General features: G+C 41.7%; 13 protein-coding genes. 11 read left to right on the top strand and 2 right to left on the bottom strand.

Translation table 11 applies throughout. The features are described from left to right. Nucleotides 1–27: 27 nt before the first annotated feature. Nucleotides 28–2958 carry a response regulator gene (locus PSYCG_RS12860; RefSeq protein WP_020444552.1) on the bottom strand — a complete coding sequence of 977 codons (2931 nt, stop codon included), beginning with the start codon at nucleotides 2956–2958 and terminating at the stop codon, nucleotides 28–30. Nucleotides 2959–3237: 279 nt separating this feature from the next. Here PSYCG_RS12860 and fmt point away from each other — a divergent pair, with 279 nt between their 5' ends. From fmt to PSYCG_RS12815, 9 genes are all read left to right on the top strand, one after another. After that, nucleotides 3238–4323, top strand: a complete 1086-nt coding sequence (gene fmt / locus PSYCG_RS12855) for a methionyl-tRNA formyltransferase (protein ID WP_020444551.1) — start codon at nucleotides 3238–3240, stop codon at nucleotides 4321–4323. Nucleotides 4324–4393: 70 nt separating this feature from the next. Beyond that, nucleotides 4394–5968, top strand: a complete 1575-nt coding sequence (locus PSYCG_RS12850; RefSeq protein WP_020444550.1) for a transcription antitermination factor NusB — start codon at nucleotides 4394–4396, stop codon at nucleotides 5966–5968. 41 nt (nucleotides 5969–6009) lie between these two features. Next, nucleotides 6010–7431 carry a threonine synthase gene (thrC, locus tag PSYCG_RS12845; protein WP_020444549.1) on the top strand — a complete coding sequence of 474 codons (1422 nt, stop codon included), beginning with the start codon at nucleotides 6010–6012 and terminating at the stop codon, nucleotides 7429–7431. 336 nt (nucleotides 7432–7767) lie between these two features. After that, nucleotides 7768–8865 carry a LysM peptidoglycan-binding domain-containing protein gene (locus PSYCG_RS12840; protein ID WP_226939318.1) on the top strand — a complete coding sequence of 366 codons (1098 nt, stop codon included), beginning with the start codon at nucleotides 7768–7770 and terminating at the stop codon, nucleotides 8863–8865. A gap of 54 nt (nucleotides 8866–8919) precedes the next feature. Next, nucleotides 8920–10143, top strand: coding sequence for a DNA-processing protein DprA (gene dprA, locus PSYCG_RS12835; RefSeq protein WP_020444548.1), 1224 nt, complete (start codon nucleotides 8920–8922; stop codon nucleotides 10141–10143). 80 nt (nucleotides 10144–10223) lie between these two features. Next, the gene (locus PSYCG_RS12830) at nucleotides 10224–10868 is read left to right on the top strand and encodes an L-threonylcarbamoyladenylate synthase (protein WP_020444547.1); all 645 of its coding nucleotides are present in this window, start codon (nucleotides 10224–10226) and stop codon (nucleotides 10866–10868) included. A 143-nt stretch (nucleotides 10869–11011) separates the two neighbouring features. Then, entirely contained in the window at nucleotides 11012–11974 is a 963-nt protein-coding gene (locus PSYCG_RS12825; RefSeq protein ID WP_020444546.1) for a TIGR01777 family oxidoreductase, read from the top strand. Nucleotides 11975–12309: 335 nt separating this feature from the next. Next, nucleotides 12310–13263 (top strand): metallophosphoesterase, encoded by a 954-nt coding sequence (locus PSYCG_RS12820; protein WP_227500747.1) that lies wholly within the window; start codon nucleotides 12310–12312, stop codon nucleotides 13261–13263. 80 nt (nucleotides 13264–13343) lie between these two features. Continuing rightward, on the top strand, nucleotides 13344–14492 hold the full coding sequence (locus PSYCG_RS12815; RefSeq protein WP_020444544.1) for a metallophosphoesterase: 1149 nt from the start codon (nucleotides 13344–13346) through the stop codon (nucleotides 14490–14492). 32 nt (nucleotides 14493–14524) lie between these two features. Here the strand turns inward: PSYCG_RS12815 and PSYCG_RS12810 are convergent, their stop codons facing one another. Next, complete coding sequence (locus tag PSYCG_RS12810) at nucleotides 14525–15976, bottom strand: alpha/beta hydrolase (protein WP_020444543.1); 1452 nt, start codon at nucleotides 15974–15976, stop codon at nucleotides 14525–14527. Between the two features lie 602 nt (nucleotides 15977–16578). On the opposite strand from PSYCG_RS12810, the gene grpE reads away from it, so the two are divergent. After that, a complete protein-coding gene (gene grpE, locus PSYCG_RS12805; RefSeq protein ID WP_020444542.1) occupies nucleotides 16579–17193 on the top strand; it encodes a nucleotide exchange factor GrpE in 615 nt (204 codons plus the stop codon). 348 nt (nucleotides 17194–17541) lie between these two features. Next, the gene (gene dnaK, locus PSYCG_RS12795) at nucleotides 17542–19485 is read left to right on the top strand and encodes a molecular chaperone DnaK (protein WP_020444540.1); all 1944 of its coding nucleotides are present in this window, start codon (nucleotides 17542–17544) and stop codon (nucleotides 19483–19485) included. The last annotated feature ends 6 nt before the right edge of the window (nucleotides 19486–19491 follow it).

Raw genomic sequence — 19491 nt, 5'->3', positions numbered from 1 at the left:
ATTCTTTATGAGTTTTAGTAGTATTTTTTAGGGTTTAATTAGTGCTGTTAAGACGTCTTGTAGTTTATCCTTATTAATAGGTTTGGCTAAAAACTCATCCATACCTACCTTTAAGCACGCTGAGCGGTCTTCTTCAGTATTGTTCGCTGTAAGTGCAACGATAGGAATATCATCGCCTTGCGCTCTAATTGCCTGAGTTGCTTGCAATCCATCCATCACTGGCATCCGGCAATCCATCAAAATAAGATCAATCTCTTGACGCTGCGCTTGCAGTATATCTAATGCTTGCTGACCGTCTTCTGCCACCACGCTACGATAACCAAGTTTGGCGAGCATTTTGCAGGCAATTTTTTGATTGGTAGGACTGTCTTCTACCACTAAAATTAGAGGTGAGATGATTGCATCAGACCTATTATCTGCTGACACTACAACGCTGTCGTTATACTTAATATCTGCTGCTTGTATGAGTATCTGTCTGGTAGGAAGTGTTAAGCGCAGTAGCTCAGAGAGCAGTAAATTCACATCTAGCGGCTTGGTTAAAAATCCATCACATCTATCCAGTAGCATAGAAGCGATGCGGCGCTCAGACTTCATACTTAGTAATATCTTTGGTAGCGCTACATTAGCCAATAAGTGATTTAATGTATGCTGTTTGTCAATATTACTAGATAACGTATTTGCTAAATCTTCTTCTTTTATTTGTTCCTCTACCATATTGGTATGGATGCTTTTTTCATCTTTCATCTTTGATTGATTAGATAAAGCAAGCGTAATGCTTTCATAATAATCGTAGTCGAGGAGTAATATTGGAGCAAGTGTACGCTGGTTTTGTATCAGTTCGTCGTTGAGCTGCTGTAGGGTCACGCTATCAGTAGACGTAAAAATAGTAACTGTTATAGATAAATGGCTACATAGGCGTTTTAGATGTTCAGCGGCAAGTGGCTGATTGATGATGGCAATAAGATGCAATCGCGTTAACTGCTGATTGAGATGGTAGATGGGTTGATAGTTTGGATTTTGGCAAGGCAGATAAAGATCAAAGGTACTTCCAACATCAGGTATGCTGTGTAACTCTATAAAACCACCCAATAATTTAGCAAAACTATGAGCAGTTGTCAGTCCTACATCTGCTTGACTGATTTGAGTATGAATTTGACTGGCTTTTTGCGAGTAACTTGACTGGTCTAATTGCGTATTTTCTAGTTGAGCTGTTTGATTAAAATAACTATGAAGTTTATCTCTCTGGGTTGTCTCTAAGCCAATGCCACTATCTTGAATACTAAAGCGAACCCAGTCATGCGCTGGGTTTGTCTTTTTGTTGGTATTATCAGGCACTAATTTATTAGTTGCACCGTTCACTAAATCATTAACCAGAATGGTATTTTTGGCAGATAGTTGTTCCGTATTCACAGCTTCAATCGTCAGTACAACGTAACCTGAACTGGTATATCTAATAGCGTTATCCAATAAGTTACGTAAGATTGTCTGCAGACGTTTATGGTCGGTATCGATGAGGCGAGGGCAATCAGGAGTGAAAAAGTATAGTAATTCAAGTCCATGTTGTCTCGCATCTTTTGTGACTAAATGACTGACATGTTGCCCTATTTTATAAATGTCGACAGTTTCAATATTCAAACGAGTTTTTCGAACTTCTATCTCCCCTATATCCAGCATCTCGTTGAGCATAATAAGCATAGCATGACTGGTTTCAATCAGAGTATTGACAATCTGGTGCTCTTTGACAGTCAAAACGCTAGTATCAATCGGTTCTAAAGTATCAATCATAGCCTCTAATGGCAGCCGTAAGTCATGACCCATCGTTGATTTGAGTGCATTAAATTCATCAAGTTGTCGCTGTATTTCTATATTTTGTTGCTGCAGCTGTTCGTTTTGGCTTATCAAATCATTTACATTATTCAGTAATACGGTAAAACCGTGAACCTGACCATGCTCACCAAACCACGGGGTAATATGTAGCTGATAAGCTTTTTTATTAGCCAGCCCATATACCATAAACGTACGCGTAACACGAAGATTTTCTAGTTGTTGCAGCAGTAGCTGGGTAGATTCATCTTCAGTAAAAACAAAATCTGTTAATTTATAATTGCTGTCATTTTGAAAGGCAGTAGAGAATACTTGCTCAAAACGTTGATTAAAGAAGCTAATTTGACCTTGTCTCATAACCATTAGCATCGGTAGTGGGGCGTGATCAACCAAACGCTCTAGGCGATGCTTTAGAGTGGTAATATGACGATGATTGTTATGCAATTGATAGTTGATACGACTAAGTGCATGACCCAATTGCAAAAACTCAGGCGTAGATTCTTTGCTGACAAACGGTGGTGGTGTATACGCCTCTTTTGCATGACTGCTTAAATTGTCGGTATAAAGCAGTAACTGTACCCAATTGGCGCGGCGTTTTAAGGTATATAGTAGTGCCAAAGTAAAAAACATGATGGCGGTCATTAAAGGCAACCAATAGCGATAAGATACCCAGTTAATATTGAGCGGCTTATGACGCAAAATGGTATAAAATTTATGGCCGCTTTTAAGCTCGATGGTTCCGACTAGTTTTTCGTTGGATAACGTATAGGTGCTATGAGTATTCTTATTTGATAATAGCGAAGTCTCAATACTTGGAAACATAATCCCCGTAAATTCAGGTTCATCAGCTTCAGTCTGATGGTAAATGAAAGTTTGGCCGGAGGGCATCATAAAAATCAGCTGATAACTGATTCCTGCCAAAAAAGGCTTCTCTACTATCTTTTTAACGGCAGGGTTTATAGGATTACTAAGCTCGGAAATCTGATACTGCAGGGTATGAAACGTCTCTACACTGTGCTGCTTACTCTCATTCTTCATCTCATGAAACATGATGAAATAATACAATGACAACATGGCAAGTAATGTCAAAGTATAGAAAGCCAACAGGCGTTGCAGAGACTGAAATTGTGGCATAAAGGCATGACCCTAAGTCGGCATAATAATACACAGTAAATTTAAAATGGTTTGGTTAGATTTTACTGCTATATTCTTTATTATTAGCCTACAACAAAGCAATAAACAATATTGATAGCTAGCTAGTATATGACAATGTGAAAAATGAGACTGAATCTTATTGCTATTATAAAGATAATCAGACGCATTAGTAGCGCTTGATTGTGGCTATTACAATCATGGCACAACGCCACAAACTCACCTATAATAGCTTTATTACTTATTAATATTGCCTAAACTATGACCACACTTGCTTGTACCCCTGATGTATCTCTTAATAATGATAACTTTAAACCGACGCGTACAGAGCTGTTAAAAGTGGTATTTGCTGGCACGCCTGAGTTTGCCGCCGTGAGTCTTGAGGCATTAATCAAGCAGCAACAGGCATTGAATATCAGTATTGTAGCGGTCTATAGTCAGCCTGATCGTAAAGCTGGCCGCGGACAAAAGCTGGCGGCATCGGCGGTCAAGCAAGTAGCATTGGCACATGATATCGCTGTCGAGCAGCCAGAGACCTTTAAAAAATCAAGTGTAGAAGGGGTAATAGCAAGGCAAACTTTGCAAGACTATCAACCTGATGTAATGATTGTTGCTGCTTATGGGTTGATTCTTCCTATTGGTGTCTTGAATACGCCGACTTATGGTTGCTTAAACATCCACGCCTCATTATTACCACGCTGGCGTGGTGCAGCGCCTATTCACCGCGCATTATTGGCTGGTGATAGTGAGACTGGCGTTACTATTATGCAGATGAATAAAGGGCTTGATACTGGAGACATGCTTTATAAAGTCAGTGCTAGTATTGAGTCTGATGATACGGCTGCCAGCCTACATGATAAAATGGCTGAGCTTGGTGCGACTGCCATTATTACTGTGCTACAAGATTTACCACACTATCAAGCTCAGGCTATAGTACAAGATGACAGTCAAGCCAATTATGCTGAAAAACTGGTCAAAACTGAAGGCGAAATTGATTGGACGCAGTCTGCCACTGTGATTGAACGACAAATTCGTGGCTTAACTCCTTGGCCTGGTGCTTATACTTTTTTGGCAGGTCAGCGTGTCAAAATTTTAGCCAGCTTGCCTGTGAATGCATCGCAGCAAACCAATCAGCCTGCTGGTACGGTCATCAGCGTTGGACGCAAAGCAATCTTAGTCGCTTGTGGTCATAACGATAATATTAATATAGACGCTAATACGCCGCAAGCCAGTACTTTAGCGATCACTCAGCTACAGTTTGCAGGTAGCAAACCTGTGAGCGCCGAACAAATCTGCCATGGCAATCAGCTTAATGATGGCGACCAGTTTAGTAAAGAGATAAAATAATTTCATTTAGCCATACACAATCCAAATCGCACAAGACGCTAATTATTAGACGTCAAGGAAATTCAATTTAATGAGACAAACCAGCACTGCACCAAGAAACAATAAGCTCAAACCATCAAGCAACCTTATCATGAATGGTAGCGTCCGCGTCCGTGTCATTCGCACTTTACTGGCTATTCAAAATGGTCAGTCGCTTGCAAGCGTCCTTGATCCGTTACTAAATAGTCTGCATGATGGGGATAAAGGTTTTGCTCATGCGTTATTGCTAACCACGTTGCGCCAGTGGTATGCCCTTGAGCGTCTACTCGATAGTCTGGCTGATAACTCTATTGATGAAAAAGAAGTACGTACGACGATTCAAGTGGGTTTGACGCAGCTGCTCTATTTGCAAGTGGCTGATCATGCGGCGATTCATGAAACGGTTGAGGCGGCAAAAGAGATTGAGTTTGCGCATGCGACAGGTTTAATCAATGCCATCTTGCGTAAAGTCGCTAAGAACCCGAGTAAGTTCCGTAAAAAGTGTGATAAAAAACATAGCTTACCGAATTGGCTTGCCTATCAGCTTAAGCAAGATTGGAGTGAAGAATATGACGACCTGATGCAGGGTTTACGTCAACCTGCGCCGATGTTTTTACGCGTGAATACAGCGGTTACCTCGGTAGAAGATTATCAGCAAGCATTAGTGGAATTTGAAATTGAAGCAGACTTAGTTGAGCTAACGAGTGGTTTTAACTTACCCAACTCGTCAGATACAGCCACATCTAATAGCATATTAACCAAAGGGTTAAGACTACATCAAAGTACCGCAGTCAATGCCTTACCGCAATTCGCTGAAGGGGCGGCTAGTGTACAAGATATGCATGCCCAGCTTGCAGCACCACTTATCCATAGCGCTCTACTTAATAAACTGAGTGTTAAAAACGATGATGCAGACGGCGATATAGATACGAGCAACAACGAGATACGCATTTTAGATGCTTGTGCAGCGCCGGGTGGTAAGCTTGCTCATTGGTTAGAATTAATCAGCTCAGATGAGCAATCGCCTTTGTTTCACGTGAAACAAAACGATGAATTTGTTTCTCTAGTTTCGAAAGTGAAGCTAACTGCGATAGATAATGAAGCGCCGCGTATCGAGCGTATTTACGATAATTTACAGCGCTTGAATTTAAGTCAGCACGACTTACAGCAAGCTGAGAAAAATATCGAGCTTAATATTGTCTGTGCTGATGCGACCACATGGCAAGGGGCTGGTAAGAAAAAGAGCAAGCTCGTATTTGACGCTATATTATTAGATTCTCCTTGTACGGCGACTGGTGTGATTCGTCGCCATCCTGATATCAGTATCTTGCGTACTGAAGAAGACGTCGAACAAACCGCACTTTTGCAAGCCGATATCTTGCACAACCTTTGGCCACAACTTAAGGTTGGCGGTTACCTGTTGTATGTTACTTGCTCTATCCTAAAGCAAGAGAACGTCGAACAGATGCAGGATTTCATGACTCATTATAATAATGTAGCAGCCGTTGAATTTAGCGACGATTGCAATTGGGGTATCGAACAAGCGATTGGTCGTCAGTGCTTGCCAATAGATAGCAAGAGCGGTGATGGTTTTTATTATGCCTTACTGCACAAAACCGCTGAATAAACTGTTTTAATTAATCATCTCATTGTAGACAGGACAATCTAATGAAATATATCAGTACCCGTGGTCAGACAGCGCCGATGGATTTTAGTGATGTGTTATTAATGGGTCTTGCACCAGACGGTGGTTTGATGTTGCCTGAGCATTATCCGAATATTGATAGTGCGACGCTTACTGAGTGGCGCGCGCTGAGCTATCCACAGCTTGCGATGGCGATTATGCAGTGCTTTGCGACTGATATTCCTGCGGCTGATTTACAGGATATTATTGAGCGCACTTATACCGCTGAGATATTTGGCTCTGATGAGATTGTTCCTGTCCGCAAGCTTGAAGACAATTTACATATTTTAGGCTTATCAAATGGTCCTACGCTGGCATTTAAAGATGTTGCCATGCAGTTTTTAGGCAACGCCTTTGAATATGTGCTTAAAAGAAAAGACGCACGTATTACTATTATTGGTGCAACCAGTGGCGATACAGGCAGTGCAGCAGAATATGCGCTACGCGGCAAAGAGAATATCGAAGTCTTTATGCTGTCACCGCACGGCAAAATGAGCGAATTTCAGCGCGCGCAGATGTATAGCCTGACTGATAAAAATATCCATAATATTGCCATCGACGGTATGTTTGATGATTGCCAAGATATCGTCAAAGCATTACAACAAGATGCAGAATTTAAAGCAGCTTATAACTTAGGCACGGTTAACTCTATTAATTGGGGACGTATCCTAGCGCAGATTGTTTATTACTTTAAAGCTTACTTTGCCGTGACTTCAAGTAACGACGAAAAGGTTAGTTTTAGTGTGCCATCAGGCAACTTTGGTAATATTTGTGCTGGTCACATCGCCCGAGAAATGGGTCTGCCAGTTGATCGTCTAATCGTCGCGACTAATGAGAACGATGTACTGAACGACTTTTTTAATCAAGGTGCTTATCAGCCGCGTCCGACTGCCAAAACCTATATTACTTCAAGTCCTTCAATGGATATCTCTAAAGCCTCCAACTTTGAGCGTTTTGTTTATCTCTTATTAAATAAAGACAGCGCCCGCGTTCATGAATTGTTTGAAGGGGTGAAATCTGGTCAAGGTTTTGATTTGCCTGATTTGATGGAGGCGGTCAACACTCGCTACGGTTTTGCTGCAGGTAAGTCGACCCATAATGACCGCCTGCAAACCATTAAAGCGCTTTATGAGCAGCATGGAGAGTTAGTTGATCCGCACACCGCTGATGGTATCAAAGTTGCTAAAGAATTACAGCGCGAAGGCGAAGTGATTGTTTGTGCCGAAACAGCACTACCGGTTAAGTTTGCCGATACGATTGTTGAAGCAATAGGTCAAATAGATATTGCTCGTCCAGCCCATACCGAAGGTTTAGAGAGCTTACCGCAACATGTGGTGGTACTTGATAATGAGGCTGAGTTGGTTGCTGAGCAAATCCGTCAACAGGTCATGCCAAACCCTGCCTAGTCGATTTTATTTTTAGTTAATTGTTAAAATGAATATCCAGTCTAAGGTTACGCTATTGTAAAAAAGTGTTTATGATTGTGTTATGGTGGATATAATTGTAATATTAGAAATCGCGTCGGTAGGTCATCGGTTTACCAGACGCTTTTTTAGCAATCCTACCTGTCACTCATATCAGTCACTAACACTGAATAGCTGCTCTATAGACGTTATGATAAGGTGCTATAAGTCTTTATTTTTCCTTAATTCTTTGTTGTTATTTTTAAATAAAGGTAAAATAAGCCAACTTAAGTAGCCTTGATTATGGCGCTACCAGCGTTACATATTGTGGATATAACCATGAAGATGAGCTTAAAAAACATCGTAAAAGCGCTATTGGTGACCACCTTTAGTGGTGCAATGCTGATGAGCACCGCCCACGCTAATAATCCACCGCCGACCATTAAAGCGGATGCGCCCAATCGCTATATTGTCAAAAAAGGCGATACTTTGTGGGATATCTCAGGACGTTATCTGGATAGTCCATGGCGCTGGAAAGAGATTTGGGCGACCAATAAGCAAATCAAAAACCCTCATCTTATTTATCCTAATGACGTTCTGATTTTATGCGTCATACAAGGTAAAACTCTGATCGGCGTTGATACGGGCGAGGGTTGTGCAGGGATTGAAAAACAGTTAACAGGCAATGTGGTGACTACGACAGTCGCTGTTACCTCTGCTGTCAATAGCATTCCGCCGATTCCTTGGTCTGCCATTCAGCATTGGCTTGATAAGACACTGATTGTCAATCCGCAAGATTTTAATACCACGCCTTATATTCTAGCCTCTAAAAAAGGCAATTTAATTACGGCTAGTGGTGACAAAGTTTATGCCAAAGGCGTGCCACTGCTTGTAGGTCAACGTTATGGTATCTACCGTGAAGGCGAGATGTATATCGAGCCAAAAACGCAAAAAGTCATTGGTTTAGAAGTCACACAAGTGGCAACGGGATTGGTTACGTCTACGGCAACCAATGGCGTGACGAGCTTGCAGCTTATCGACAGTTACGGTAAAGAAGTTCGTGAAGGCGATCGAGTATTTGTTGAATTAGACAATGCTATCCCACCAGTCTTTTATCCGACGCCTGCAACCGTTAATCGCGGTGGTATGATTGTTCGTGTGATGGATTCTATCAGCTCAGCTGCCAAAGGTAGTGTGGTGGCAATTAACTTGGGTCGCATACATGGTGCGAAGCCGGGTGATGTGTTGACTGTTTATCAAAAAGGCGCAGTCATACGTGATATCAAGGACAATGATACACCGGTACGTTTGCCGAGTGAGCCAAGCGGTATGGTGATGGTGTTCAATAGTTTTGACAATATCAGTTATGCTTATGTGCTTGAGTCTGAGCTGCCACTGAGCATTGGTGATCAGCTGTTGCCACCTCCTTATTTATAACGCTGCCTCAAGTTTTAGCGAGCAGATCTTAGATAAGCCTATAAGAGTCATACGATGATGACGGTAGCCACTTTTACTTTATCAGACGAGCAGCGTGCAATACTGGCGCTGTGGTTTGAGTTAAATGCGTCATTATCCTCTTATCATAAACTCATTCATAACTATGATAGTGCGCAGCTTGCATGGCAAGCTGGCGTAGAGTCGTGGCGTCAACTAGGGATTCATCATAGCCATTTAACTCGTCATGAACATCCAGAGAAAACGCGCGCCAGCATCGATACCATTCAACAAGCATTGATAGAAGAGAAGTACGGTCTATTATTTGCCGACCAACCTAATTATCCTGCTCAATTGTTAGAAATCTACGATCCGTCGCCGCTGTTATTTTATCGAGGTAATAGTGAATTGTTGCGTTGGGCGCAAATCGCTATTGTTGGCAGTCGCAAGCCAACGGTACACGCGCAAAAAATTACCTTTGATATGGCACAGTATCTTGCACAAGCAGGCTACGTCATTACCAGTGGACTTGCCATTGGTGTGGATAAACGTGCCCATCTTGGCGCATTGGCACAGACCGATGTAGCGTGCCAAGGTCGCACAGTCGGCGTTATGGGCACGGGTATTGATGTTAATTATCCCAATCATCATGATCGTCTGTTTAGCCAAATTATTGAGCAAGGTGGTTGCATCATCAGTGAACTATTACCGCATACGCTACCACATAAGCATACTTTTCCACGTCGCAACCGCTTGGTTGCAGGGTTGAGCCTTGCGACCATCGTCACTGAGGCAACCATTAAAAGTGGCTCGCTTATTACTGCGCGCCTCACATCCGAGCAAGGCAAGCAAGTTTTTGCAATTCCAAGTCATATAGACAATAGTAATGCTGAAGGGTGCCATCATCTAATACGTGAGGGTGCGACCTTGGTTTATCATCCTCAGCAAGTATTGGATGATATCAGTGTGCAATTGCCAAGCCAGTTTCAGCAGCATCAACTTGATCATAATTCAAAAGCACAAAGTCTTGATAAGTCAGTATTTAAGCAGTCTGCTACCATTAAAAAAATAATAATACCTCAGGAAATGAAGCCAGCGCCTAGTATTACTGTACCTGAGCATCTAACCACCTTGTTTGAAAAGCTGGACTGGCATGGTCAAGATTTGGATGCACTTATCCTTGTGACTGATCTTGTGCCCGCACAATTGATTGGGCAGTTGATGGAGCTAGAGCTATTGGGCGCAGTGACGGTCCAAGGTGGACGCTATTTACGTATTTAAATATACTTGCAGCACTGCATTTTTTGTAAAATAAATTCACGCTATCTCTTTTCATTCTCTTTGTTCTAAAGGCATTATTTATGTCCTTATCTACACCCCTTATTACTGACTCTACTATTCAAGCGGCTACTTGGCTTAAAAAGGGGCAGCTACTTGCTTACCCAACCGAAAGTGTGTGGGGCATTGGTTGTGACCCATTCAATAAGCAAGCAGTCATGCGGCTACTTGATATCAAGCAGCGCCCAATAGAGAAGGGGATGATTGTGGTCACTGATAGTCCCAGCCGCATTACGGCTCTACTAGAAGGTCTAACGGCTGTAGAGCGGCAAACCGTACTTGATAGTTGGCAAGCTGATTCTATAAACGCCACTGCCAAACAAGCGCATACTTGGCTACTACCTATTCCAAAAAATCTGCCGATTACTATTCCATCATGGATTACTGGTGCTCATGATAGTGTTGCCGTACGTGTGATTGATCATCCATTGGTTAAGCGACTGTGTGCGCAAATGGTGTCAGTTAGCAATCCTTACGGTTTTGTCGTCTCAACAAGCTGCAACCCATCAGGAAAGCCACCTGCTCTGTCACTCATCGAAGCACAGAGTTATTTCTTAGGTGACAATGTAAACTCAGATGAGTGCGTTGGTTATCTTAAAGGGGAAACACTAGGCTATCAATTGCCAAGCCAAATAGGCGATGCATTGACAGGACAAGTTATTCGATAGTCTAATATTTAATAGCCAAAATATCGCATAACTATCTCTGCTTCTTATTACTTAGCCCTAACGTCTACACTTGTCCCCTTGTTTTCATAGTGTGCTTTTTGTCACACTGATGAGAATATAATCAATAATAAGGATAATAAGTGATGAATATTCTAATCAGCGGTGGTTCGGGATTTTTGGGTAGTGCTTTTAGCCAAGAGCTCTTGATGCGCTACCAACAGATGGGAAAAGAGTTACAGATTACTTGGTTGACCCGTGATAGTAATCAAGCACATCCTAGTGATATTACAATGATGACCTATGATGAACTTGCAAGTTCAGATGCATACTTTGATGTGATTTTAAATCTAGCGGGTGCAGGTATTGCTGATGCGCGCTGGAGTGACGATCGTAAAGAGCAATTGCTAGCCAGTCGAATGAAGCTGACAAAAGATATACTGGCATTTGTTGCCCGCAGTCATGTAAAGCCAAAATTGCTTGTTAGTGGTTCAGCGATTGGTTGGTATGGCAATCAAGGCGATAAACCCTTGACCGAGAGCAGTGGTTTTCAGACAGATTTTGCCCATCAGTTATGCGATGACTGGGAGCAACTGGCGCTACAAGCAACTGAGTTTGGTGTACCAGTGACGCTTGTGCGTACGGGTGTGGTCATCCATCCTACAGGCGGTATGCTTAGCAAGCTCTTAACCCCTTTTAAAATGGGTGTTGGTGGGCAGTTAGGTAATGGTCAACAAATCATGAGCTGGATCAGTCGTGATGACTGGGTATCAGCAGTAATATTTATTATAGAGCAGCAGCTTGATGATAGTACTTTTCAGGTTAATGAGAATACGCTCCATCCAGCAAACAATAACGACATGAAAATTTATAATCTAACCGCGCCAAATCCTGTAACTAATCATACTTTTACCAAAACATTAGGCGCTTGGCTACATCGACCGACCTTTTTTACTTTGCCGGCGTTTTTACTTAAGCTGATATTTGGTGAAATGTCGACACTGCTTATTGATGGACAGAAGGTGCTGCCGAAAGCATTGCTTGATGGTGGGTTTGAGTTTAAACATCAAACGCTTAAAGAAGCCTTGGAACAACAAGCAGTAAAATAGTACTCATCAAATCTGGCATAATAAATCTATAGTAAGCGCTATAGCTATTTCATAGACTAAAAAAGCGGATTGTTTCACATGAAACAATCCGCTTTTTTGGTTTTTATAAAGGGATAAAAACATAAATAGTGTCAGGTTTCAATAAACAAAAACTCTGTCTTCAACAGGTAAGAATATTGACGTACTATACGTGCGTCTTTGGCTGGTTAAATTTTGTTATGTGGCTTTTTATAATAGGTACGCAACTATTGGCGTTTATGACGAGTATGATATTTTGGTGGTTAATCAAACCAAAATCTCGCTTTAGTCATATAAGTTTAGTCCTCAGTATTTTTGTGATTAATAATATTTTTCTTATTTACGGGCTGAGTCAGTTTTGGCGAGAGCGCTTTCATGTCTATCTGGCCGCCAGTATTTTGCAAGGCTTTATGTTGTATGCTGGTTTGGTCACCGCTATCATTGCTATTATTTATACTCAGTTTTTTAAACGGAAGCTCAATAACGTATCCATTCGCGCGTTTGCAGTCGCTGTTTATATGGGGATTATAAGCTTGGCAGTGTTTAATGCCTACTCTCCAGTCATTCATCATTTGACGGTAAAAATGGAAAAAAATTTAGTCAAACCGATGAGAATAGCTTTAGTTTCTGATATCCATTTGGGTAGATGGTTTGGTAATCAGCAGATAGATAAAATGGTTGCGCTAATAGATGGGCAAAATCCTGATGTGGTGCTTATCGCCGGTGACGTCATGAACGATTCTACTGATGCTTATAATAAAACCAATATGCATGAGCATTTATCAAAATTAAGAGCGCCACTTGGTGTCTATGCAACTTTAGGTAATCATGATTACTCTGGTAATGAGATTGCGATTGCCGAAGCGATTGAGCGTGCCGGCATACAGGTGATTGATAATAAAAGTGTATGGTTGGATGATGCTGTATTGCTGGTTGGGCGTTCAGATGCGACAGACCCTAAGCGTCCTGCGGCAGCAGATTTGATGGGTGACATTCAAACTGATAAACCAGTGCTGTTTTTGGAGCATAGTCCTGAGGCTTTAGCAGAAATAAAGGACTTGCCAGTTGATTTACATTTATCAGGGCATACCCATGGCGGTCAAATATTTCCTTTAACCGTTTTACTAAAATGGTTTACGCCTTTGGTTTATGGCTTTAAATCAGTAAATGGTAGCCAGTTTTTGGTCACTTCAGGCTATGGTATTGGAGCAGTGCCATTTAGGTTAGGAACGCGCTCTGAGATTTGGTTGATTACTTTACAACCGACCTAATGCGCTTCAATATATTGTGATTAAATAAATTTAGCTCAGAATAAACACACAGTGCTTAAACCCCGCTCAAGGATTTGCTCATGCGTTACGCCTTTATTCTCACCATTATTGTGCTGCTAGAGCTTTTTAGCACGGGTGCAGCGCTCAGCTTGCAGTGGTGGCTGCAGCCTTGGATAGATTCGACAACTACATCGATTGCGGTATGGATAGGGGTGTTTTTAATCACTCATGTTTTATTATTACTAAGCGTTACCAAGCTATTTTCTAATAGCTATCGCTGGATGAGTGGTTGGATGTTAGTGATGCATTTCATGATGCTGACTGCGGTAGCGACTGGTATATTGTATGGCGGGTCTTGGCTTTTAACCCCCTTGCTTGATAGTACGCTTGACCATTCAGAGATAATTGCTGCTGGATTACGCGTTTTTGCGCTGCTGTTTTTTATAGGGCTGTTTGCATATGCTTTATATAGCGCATATATACCCGTTGTGCATGAGCTGTCGATTCATATTCATAAACCTTTAAACAATCCATTGCGTATCGCGGTCGCTAGTGATTTACATTTAGGTCGGCTATTTGGTAATAAAGCCATTGAGCGGCTGCATATCATGCTAAACAAGTATCAAGCAGATATCTTATTGATGCCAGGCGATATCATGGATGACAATACCCAGGCATTTAACACTTATAATATGAAAGATAGCTTGGCAAAACTTGTCGCCAGTTTGCCATATGGTGTCTATGCGACGTTGGGTAATCATGATTTATATGGTCATGAGCAGCCCATCAGTAACTCTTTACGCGCGGCGGGTGTGCAGTTATTAAATGATGAAGCAACACACTTTAACCATCAAGGAGAAGTGGTCTGGCTAATGGGACGCTTTGATAATCACAAGCGTCAGCGTGTCGCAACGACTGAGCTGCTCGCACAAGTCAATAGCGCTGAGCCCGTGGTTCTTTTAGATCACAGACCTAGCGCTATCATCGAACACAGTCAGCTACCAATAGATTTACAAGTATCAGGACATACCCATAACGGTCAAATATTCCCTGCTAATTTTATCGTCAGCGCGATTAACCGCTTGGGTTATGGCTATGAAGCCATTGGCAAAGGACATTTTTTGGTGTCCTCAGGCTATGGATTTTGGGGGATACCGTTTCGACTAGGCTCCCGATCAGAGATTTGGATAATCAATCTTACAGGTACCAATGTAGGTACTCAAATTTAAAATCAATAAGCACTCAAATATTAAAATTCTAATTAAGCGCTCAATAGCGCCCTTGTTTTTATGATTTCACGCACAAAATTAGCAAATCCTGTGATGATATGCTGAGTTTCTTGCCCCAATCTTTGATGAACGCTCATAAAGTGAATAAATCCATGCGGTGCGCCAAGTACCGTATGGGTTTGTACGGCTATACCATAACTCTTTAGCTGATTGGCATAAGCAAACGCTTCATCACGTAAGACATCTAATTCTGCCGCAACGACATAACTGGGGCAAACCTGTCGATTGTCCCCAAGCATCGGTGAGGTCAAGATATGCTGGCGCGGTAACGGACTATTTTCTAAACAAGCGGCATCAAAAATGGCAACATCAGCATGGTCGAGTAATAGACCTTCACCATATAACTCCCAGCTTGGATAATCGGTCTCAATATCGGTCACAGGATATAAGGGCATCTGTGCCATAGGATGTGGTAAACCTTGTAATATATCAAAGGTCTTTTGACCTTCATCACCTAGATCTAACCAAGCCTCTTTATTTGGCGTGATGATTTGCTGAGCCATCAAAGTAGATAATCCACCACCTGCGCTATCACCTGCTAATACAATGCGTGATGGCAAAGCACCAAATTCTTCACAATGTTCAGCTAACCAAGCATAGGCACTGATACAGTCTCTTACGGCAGCAGGGGCAGGGTGTTCAGGTGCTAAGCGATAATCAACACTAATGACCGGCCAACCCGTCTGCTCACAAATAGCATGACAAAATTCATGATGGGTATTAAGGTCACCAATACAAAATCCACCACCATGAAAAAACAATAGCACGGTCTCATCAGGATTACTGGTTTGCTCTTTTTTAAAGCCAAAACCATTATCGGAGGTCTCATTTTGATAGCAGCGAATGGTCATATCACCGTCGTCGGCATTGGCAATCGTTCTATCTTGCCAACTGATAGCGCTATCGCCTTTTTTATGAAACTGTTTTAAATTGCTAAGCAAGTTGTCAGAAGCTTGTTGCCATACTTTTGGTGCTTGCATAGCGACCGCATCTGTTGCAAAACGTTTACGCAGCTCAGACATCTCTATCAGCTGCAAAGGCGTTTTTAGCTTGCTATTGACTGCAAGTATTAAGCGCAGATGGGCATCAACATGCAAATATTGCTTTGAAGTAGGTCCATCTAAACACGTTATCAAACTCTCAAGAATCGGCGTAGGTAAGCAGCCAAAGCTTTTTATGGCATAGTGCAGTAGATGCGGTTGATAGTTGGTCATCAGATGGTGCTCAAGTATCTTTTCTTTAATAGATAAGCCTTTATCCTCGCGACTATCTTGCAAAGCACTCTCTTCTATATCTATTATTTCAGCTGATACATTGATATCAGTGCTTTTGGGGTTCTTATCTTGTCCAAATGACATAAGATTTAGGGTCTTCACCGCTTTATTGAGTAAGGTGTTGACTGATAGTACTGTTGAGTTAGACATAACACCTCTTAAAAATCATGGTGAATACTTATTAATGGTAAGTACTCACTGTTAGTATTTTGCTGACATTTGGCAAATGTGTAATGACTGTTATGCAGTCAATTTTGATTATAGCAATCATAAAATAATCGAAAATTAAGTTGGGTATTCTTTGGTAATAGTTTGGGTACAAAGCGTAAAGGATTGGGAATAAATGACGACTTTTTGTACCTTTTGTTGGCGTAACTACATATTTATGGTTAATAAAGATCAGCAATGTGTATGCGAAATTGATAGATATCCGACTGTTTTTTCTTTATTTGCATAGGGTTTTTTATTGGTGAGAAAAATTCCTTGCATTGGGCTTGAAATTTGCCTCTACAACCTTTATCAAGCAGCTATTGAAAGGTGATTACATATAGTTATATAAAGAACCAGTAATAAAGGTTAAGTAGGCAGTATAAGCCTATGAATTATGAGTAAATGCATTAGTAATAACCACAAAGTGGCGAGCGCTGCGCCAATTTTTTGTGTGCTACATTGCATCATTATTACGACACTATTAAATAATGACACTATTGAATTATGACGCTATTAAATTATGACACTATCAAGGAGTTATCATGAGCGAGCAAAATAACCACCACGAATCGATCGATCAAAATGTTTCACATGACAATGTCTCACATGACAACGTGGCACACGATGAGAGCATCTTAGAAGAGACTTTAAAAGAATTTGACCCACAAAATAATGCTAGTGAAGAAAGTGTCATCGAAAATGATATTGATCTTGATACTTTTAAAGCCCGTATCGCTGAGCTAGAAGGCGAAGTTAAACAAGCTAAAGAAAGTACCGCTCGTGCCAATGCCGAAACTTACAATGCGCAAAAGCGTATGGAGCAAGAGGCGGATAAGAGCAAACGTTTTGCACTACAGAAATTTGCCAAAGAGCTTTTGGAAGTGGTGGATAACTTGGAGCGTGCGATTGAAAACGCCAATGCAGACGATCCTGTTACTGAAGGCGTGAGACTGACACATAAAGCATTGCTAGATGTGCTGAACAAAAATGGCGTCGAAGTGGTCGAGCCACAAGGCGAAAAATTCAACGCTGATTTTCATGAAGCGGTCGGTATCGACGCTGATGCGCCAGCCGATACTGTTGGTACAGTCTTGCAAAAAGGCTATAGTTTAAATGGCCGTTTATTACGTCCGGCGATGGTACGTGTCGGTCAGTAGTAAGTAGGACAGGCGCTAAAGCGGTAGTATGCTAAGCATATAACGTCGCCAATGTAGTCCTAGATGCTTATAGAGTATATAGGCAAAAGATATTCAGTCTTTAACTGTGCTAAACCTTATTATTAGTGAGGGTTTTCACAAAAAATCACACAAAAGGCATTATTTGCATGGCTATCGACTTGAAAAAATACATAAGCAAACCGATATAAAGCAACAAGTGACCGACTACGATCTAGTGATCGACTACGATCTAGTGATCGACTACGATCTAGTGATCGACTACGATCTAGTGATCGACGGTCTGATGAAATAAAATTTTATTTAAAAATAAATTAGGAGCAATTCATTATGGGTAAAGTCATTGGTATTGATTTAGGTACAACCAACTCATGTGTCGCAGTAATGGAAGGTGATAAAGTTAAAATCATCGAAAATGCTGAAGGTACTCGTACCACCCCATCGATTGTCGCTTATAAAGATGACGAGATCCTTGTTGGTCAGTCAGCCAAGCGTCAAGCGGTTACCAACCCAAACAACACGCTTTTTGCTATCAAGCGTTTGATTGGTCGTCGTTTTGATGACAAAGTCGTGCAAAAAGACATTGGTATGGTGCCTTACAAAATCGCCAAAGCCGATAACGGTGATGCATGGGTTGAAATCAACGGCAAAAAACTAGCACCACCACAGGTTTCTGCGGAAATCTTGAAAAAAATGAAAAAAACAGCCGAAGATTATCTTGGTGAAGCCGTTACGGAAGCAGTCGTTACTGTACCTGCTTACTTTAATGATTCACAGCGCCAAGCAACTAAAGATGCTGGTAAAATTGCGGGTCTTGATGTAAAACGTATCATCAACGAACCAACTGCTGCTGCTCTTGCTTATGGCATGGACAAAAAGCAAGGCGATAGCACTGTTGCCGTTTATGACTTAGGTGGTGGTACCTTTGACGTATCAATCATCGAAATCGCTGATGTTGATGGCGAGCAGCAGTTTGAAGTATTAGCGACCAATGGTGACACTTTCCTTGGTGGTGAAGATTTTGACTCAGCATTGATTGACTTCTTAGTCGCTGAATTCAAAAAAGACCAAGACGTCAACCTAAAAGGTGACTCTCTTGCGATGCAGCGTCTCAAAGAAGCGGCAGAAAAAGCAAAAATTGAGCTATCAAGTGCCCAAAGTACTGAAGTAAACTTGCCGTATATCACTGCTGATAGCAGTGGTCCTAAGCATTTGGTTGTGACTATCAGTCGCTCAAAACTTGAGAGCTTAACTGAAGAATTAGTACAACGTACCATGGGTCCTTGTAAGATTGCCTTGGAAGATGCAGGTATAAAAATCGGCGATATTGATGATGTCATCTTGGTTGGTGGTCAGACTCGTATGCCTTTGGTACAGCAAAAAGTGCAAGAATTCTTCGGTCAAGAGCCACGTAAAGACGTGAACCCTGATGAAGCAGTAGCAGCTGGTGCAGCTATTCAAGGTGCGGTATTGTCTGGTGAAAAAACCGACGTATTGCTACTTGATGTGACACCATTGACGCTTGGTATCGAAACCATGGGTGGCATCTTGACGCCAATCATTGAGAAAAATACCATGATTCCGACTAAGAAATCACAGGTATTCTCAACGGCTGAAGACAACCAGCCAGCGGTTAGCATTCAGGTTTATCAAGGCGAGCGTAAAATTGCGAACCAAAATAAACAGCTTGGTCGTTTTGACTTAACTGATATTCCACCAGCACCACGTGGTTTGCCACAAATCGAAGTAAGCTTTGACATCAACGCTGACGGTATCATGAATATTTCAGCGACTGATAAAGGTACTGGTAAAGCACAAAGTATCCAAATCAAAGCGGACTCTGGTTTATCGGACGAAGAAGTTGAACAAATGATTCGTGATGCTGAAGCCAATGCTGCTGAAGACGAGAAATTCGCCAATCTTGCGCAAGTGCGTAACGAAGCGGACGGTCGTATCCATGCGGTACAAAAAGCGCTAAAAGATGCGGCTGATAAAGTATCTGACGATGAAAAATCATCAGTAGAAGCGGCTATCTCTGAGCTTGAAGCAGTGGCGAAAGAAGATGACCATGAAGAGATCAAAGCCAAGCTTGAAGCATTAGACAATGCCTTCTTACCAGTTAGCCAGAAGATTTATGCTGATGCAGGCGCTAGCACCGAAGGTATGGATCCAAACCAGTTCCAACAAGGTGCGGATAATGCTGGCGAGAGCAACCAAGCAGACGACGATGTGGTCGATGCTGAGTTCACTGAAGTAGAAGACGACAAAAAATAATTATAC

The sequence above is a fragment of the Psychrobacter sp. G genome, from assembly GCF_000418305.1.
Lineage (GTDB): Bacteria > Pseudomonadota > Gammaproteobacteria > Pseudomonadales > Moraxellaceae > Psychrobacter > Psychrobacter cryohalolentis.
This window is presented reverse-complemented; position numbering and strand designations above follow the sequence as displayed.